4 protein-coding genes are annotated in these 4,041 nt (G+C 70.3%); all 4 read left to right on the forward strand.

The features are described 5' to 3' along the window. Positions 1-365: GNAT family N-acetyltransferase (locus AB0M20_RS30585; protein WP_364303791.1), on the forward strand; the 365-nt coding region annotated here is incomplete at its 5' end. Between the two features lie 179 nt (positions 366-544). Then, positions 545-1,405, forward strand: a complete 861-nt coding sequence (locus tag AB0M20_RS30590) for an SAM-dependent methyltransferase (protein WP_364303792.1) — start codon at positions 545-547, stop codon at positions 1,403-1,405. A 24-nt stretch (positions 1,406-1,429) separates the two neighbouring features. After that, complete coding sequence (locus AB0M20_RS30595) at positions 1,430-2,884, forward strand: aspartate aminotransferase family protein (RefSeq protein WP_364303793.1); 1,455 nt, start codon at positions 1,430-1,432, stop codon at positions 2,882-2,884. Between the two features lie 25 nt (positions 2,885-2,909). Continuing rightward, a partial coding sequence (locus tag AB0M20_RS30600) for a glutamine synthetase family protein (RefSeq protein ID WP_364303795.1) occupies positions 2,910-4,041 on the forward strand: 1,132 nt, incomplete at its 3' end.

Below are 4,041 nucleotides of genomic sequence, written 5' to 3' on the forward strand. Positions count from 1 at the left end.
GCCACATCCCCGACACCCCCGGCTACCACGACCGGCTCCAAGAGATCACCGGCGGCTATCACGACCGGTTCCTCGCCCTGGATACCGCTGTCGACGCCCACCACCCCCGGGAGCCGCACCACCACCTGGCCTGGATTGTCGTGCACCCGGACCGGCAAGGCCGCGGCTACGGCTCCGCCCTGCTCCACTACCACCACACCACCTATCTCGACGGCGACAACGGCGCCCGCCTCCCCGCCTACCTGGAAGCCACCGGCGAACGCAACCAGTGGCTCTACAAACGCCACGGCTACACCTCCCTGCCGCCATTCCCGATCGCCCCCGGCGCGCCCTACCTGCGGCCGATGTGGCGCGACCCGCACTGACCTAACCCCAAGCCCCGGCAGCATCCGGTTCCCTTCAGAGGGACTGCCGGGCAACCGGGCCGAGCCGGCCCCCATCTCCCCGCGCTCGGCCCGCCCGGGGCGCGGCGTCATGCCCGAGGCAGCCCGACGCCGCGCCCCACCCACTCATATGACACTCCGCTCATTGAAGGGACGCCGCGATGGTCGGACCGCAGCAAGGTCCGCAGCAGGGCCCACAGCAGAACCCGCAGGACGGGCCGCACCTGGACGCCGACACGGTCGCGCCGGCCCGGCGCTACGACTACCTGCGCGGCGGCAAGGACAACTTCGCCGCCGACCGCGCCGCCGGCGACGCCATGCGCGAATTGTTCCCCGACATCGGCGTGACCCTGGCCGAGAACCGGAACCTGGTCCTGCGCGTCGTCCGCCACCTCGCCACCACGTGCGGTGTCCGACAGTTCGTCGACATCGGGTTCGGCATCCCCCAAGGCCCCTGCGTGCACGACGTCGCCCAGGCCGCCGATCCGACCGCCCGGGTGCTGTACGTCGACAACGACCCGCTCGTGCTCGTCCACGGCCGCGCCCTCATGCTCAGCCACCCCGCCGGCAAAGTTGACTTCCTCCAAGGCGACGTCCTCGACCCGGGCTCGATCCTGGCCAGCACCGCCTACCGGGATCTCATCGACCCTGGCGAGCCGGTCGCGTTACTGCTGTTCGCGGTCCTGCACTTCATCGACGACGACACCCGCGTCCTGCGGGCAGTCCGCACCCTCATCGAGGCGCTGCCCGCCGGCAGCTACCTCGCCGTCAGCCACGGCACCACCGACTTCCTCACCCCCGACCAACTCTCCATCGCGGCCCGGCTACTCGACGACCCCCGCCAAGGCACCCTCCGGCCACGCACCCAAGATCAGATCGCCGCACTCCTAACCGGACTGGAGCTGGTCGACCCGGGCATCGTCGCGACCATCCGCTGGCACCCCGAGCTCGACCCGGCACCCGCGCCGCACCTGGGCGACACCGCCGCCAGCGTCTACGCCGCACTGGCCCGCAAACCCTGACCCCGACCCACCAGCCGAGACCCCTTGAGGACCACCTTGCCGTCCCTACCCACCGCCCGCGAGCACCTACTGACCACCGGCACCACCAGCGCATACCGGCACACAATCATGCAGGGCGTCGACCTGGTAGCCCACCGCATCGCCGGCACCACCCGACCGTGCACCGGCATCAGCCCCGAAGCCCTCCAGCCTGTGGTGCAGGGCGTCGACCTCGACCGACCACTCGGCTCCGCGGCCGATGTCCTCGCCGAGCTCGAGGACGTCTACCTGCGCGACGCTGTCTACTTCCACCACCCGCGCTACCTGGCCCACCTGAACTGCCCGGTGGTCATCCCGGCGCTGCTCGGGGAGGCGGTGCTCAGCGCGGTCAACTCCTCGATGGACACCTGGGACCAGAGCGCCGGCGGCACCCTGATCGAGCGCCGGATCATCGAGTGGACCGCCGGGCGGATCGGGCTCGGCGCGCTGGCCGACGGCGTGTTCACCAGCGGCGGCACCCAGTCCAACCTGCAGGCGATGCTGCTCGCCCGCGAGGAGAGCGGCCCCGGCCGCAAGCGGATCCTCGCCTCCGCGGCCGGCCATTTCAGCGTGCAGAAGTCGGCGAAACTGCTCGGCCTCGACCCCGATGCGGTGATCGTCGTGCCCACCGACCGGCAACGGCGGATGTCCGTGACCGCGCTGACCGACGCGCTGCTCGGCTGCTTCGAGCGAGGCGACACCGTGATGGCCGTGGTGGCCACCGCCGGCACCACCGACTTCGGCACCATCGACCCGCTGCCCCAGATCGCCGAGCTGTGCACCGCGTTCCGGGCCTGGCTGCACGTCGACTCCGCGTACGGCTGCGGGCTGCTCGTCTCACCCACCCGCCGGCACCTGCTGGCCGGCATCGAGCTGGCCGACTCGGTCACCGTCGACTACCACAAGTCGTTCTTCCAGCCGGTCAGCTCCAGCGCCCTGCTGGTCCGCGACGGCACCACGCTGCGGCACGCCACCTACCACGCCGACTACCTCAACCCCGTCACCGCCGGCGAACGCGTCCCCAACCAGGTCGACAAGAGCCTGCAGACCACCCGCCGCTTCGACGCGCTCAAGCTGTGGATGACCCTGCGCATCATGGGCCCGGACGCCATCGGTGAGTTGTTCGACGAGGTGGTCGACCGGGCGGCCGAGGCGTACGACCTGCTCGCCGAGGACCCCCGCTTCGAGGTGGTCGCCCGTTCCGACCTGTCCACCGTCGTGTTCCGCTACCGGCCCGCCGACCCGTCCCTGACGGATGCGGCCAACCTGCACGCCCGCGAGGCCCTGGCCGCCTCGGGCGCCGCCGTGGTCGCCGGCACCAAGGTGGACGGCCGCCACCACCTGAAGTTCACCCTGCTCAACCCGGCCACCACCCGCGCCGACATCGAGCACGTCCTCGAGCTCATCGCCGACCACGCGGCCGCATTCGCCGCCCGGCCTACCTTCCCGATCCCCGCATGAGCTCGGGCACCACGGGGAGAAGCTCATGAATGTCGACGCTCTCGCCGCTGCGGTCGAGGACGGCAGCGTCGACACGGTGCTACTGGGCTTCACCGACATGCAGGGCCGGCTGCAAGGAAAACGCCTGCACGGCCGGCACTTCCTCGACGACGTAGCCACCAGCGGCAGTTCGGCGTGCACCTACCTCCTGGTCGCCGACGCCGAGATGATGGTCCAGGGCAGGTACGCCACGACGCAATGGGATACCGGATACGCCGACATGGTCATGCGCCCGGATCTGGCCACGCTGCGGTCAGTGCCGTGGCAGCCCGGCACCGCGATGGTCCTCGCCGATCTGGAGACGACCGGTGGCGAGCCGGTCTACGTGTCGCCGCGGCAGATCCTGCGCCGCCAGCTGGACCGGCTCGCCGCGCTCGACCTGACGGCATATGGTCTTGCCGGGCACGGACTTACTGCTTATGCGGGCACCGAGCTGGAGTTCGTGCTCTACAAGGACTCCTACGAGCAGGCGTTCGACAAGCATTACCGCGACCTGATCCCGGCGAACCAGTACAACGTCGACTACTCGCTGCTGGGCACCGCCCGGGTCGAGCCGCTGCTGCGGCGCATCCGCAACGACATGTACGGCGCCGGGCTGCTGCCGGAGTCGGCCAAGGGCGAGTGCAACTTCGGCCAGCACGAGATCGCGTTCCGCTACGACGAGGCGCTCAAGGCTGCGGACAACCACGTGATCTACAAGAACGGCGCCAAGGAGATCGCCGCGCAGGAGGGCATGGCCTTGACGTTCATGGCCAAGCCCAACGAGCGGGAGGGCAACTCCTGCCACATCCACTTCTCGCTGCGAAATGCCGAGGAGAGCGGCGGGGACGGCAGGTCGGCGATGCTGGGCGACGGGCCGGCGCATCTGTCGGTGACCGGGCAGCGGGTGCTGGCCGGTCTGCTGGCCACGATGCGCGAGTTCAGCGTGTTGTTCGCGCCGAACATCAACTCCTACAAGCGGTACGCGCCGGGTTCGTTCGCGCCGACCGCGTTGCGTTGGGGGGTGGACAACCGCACCTGCGCGCTGCGGATCGCCGGGCACGGGCAGGGGATGCGGGTGGAGAACCGGGTGCCCGGCGGCGATGTGAACCCGTACCTGGCGATCGCGGCGCTGATCG

This window comes from Actinoplanes sp. NPDC051633, assembly GCF_040681735.1.
GTDB lineage: Bacteria > Actinomycetota > Actinomycetes > Mycobacteriales > Micromonosporaceae > Actinoplanes.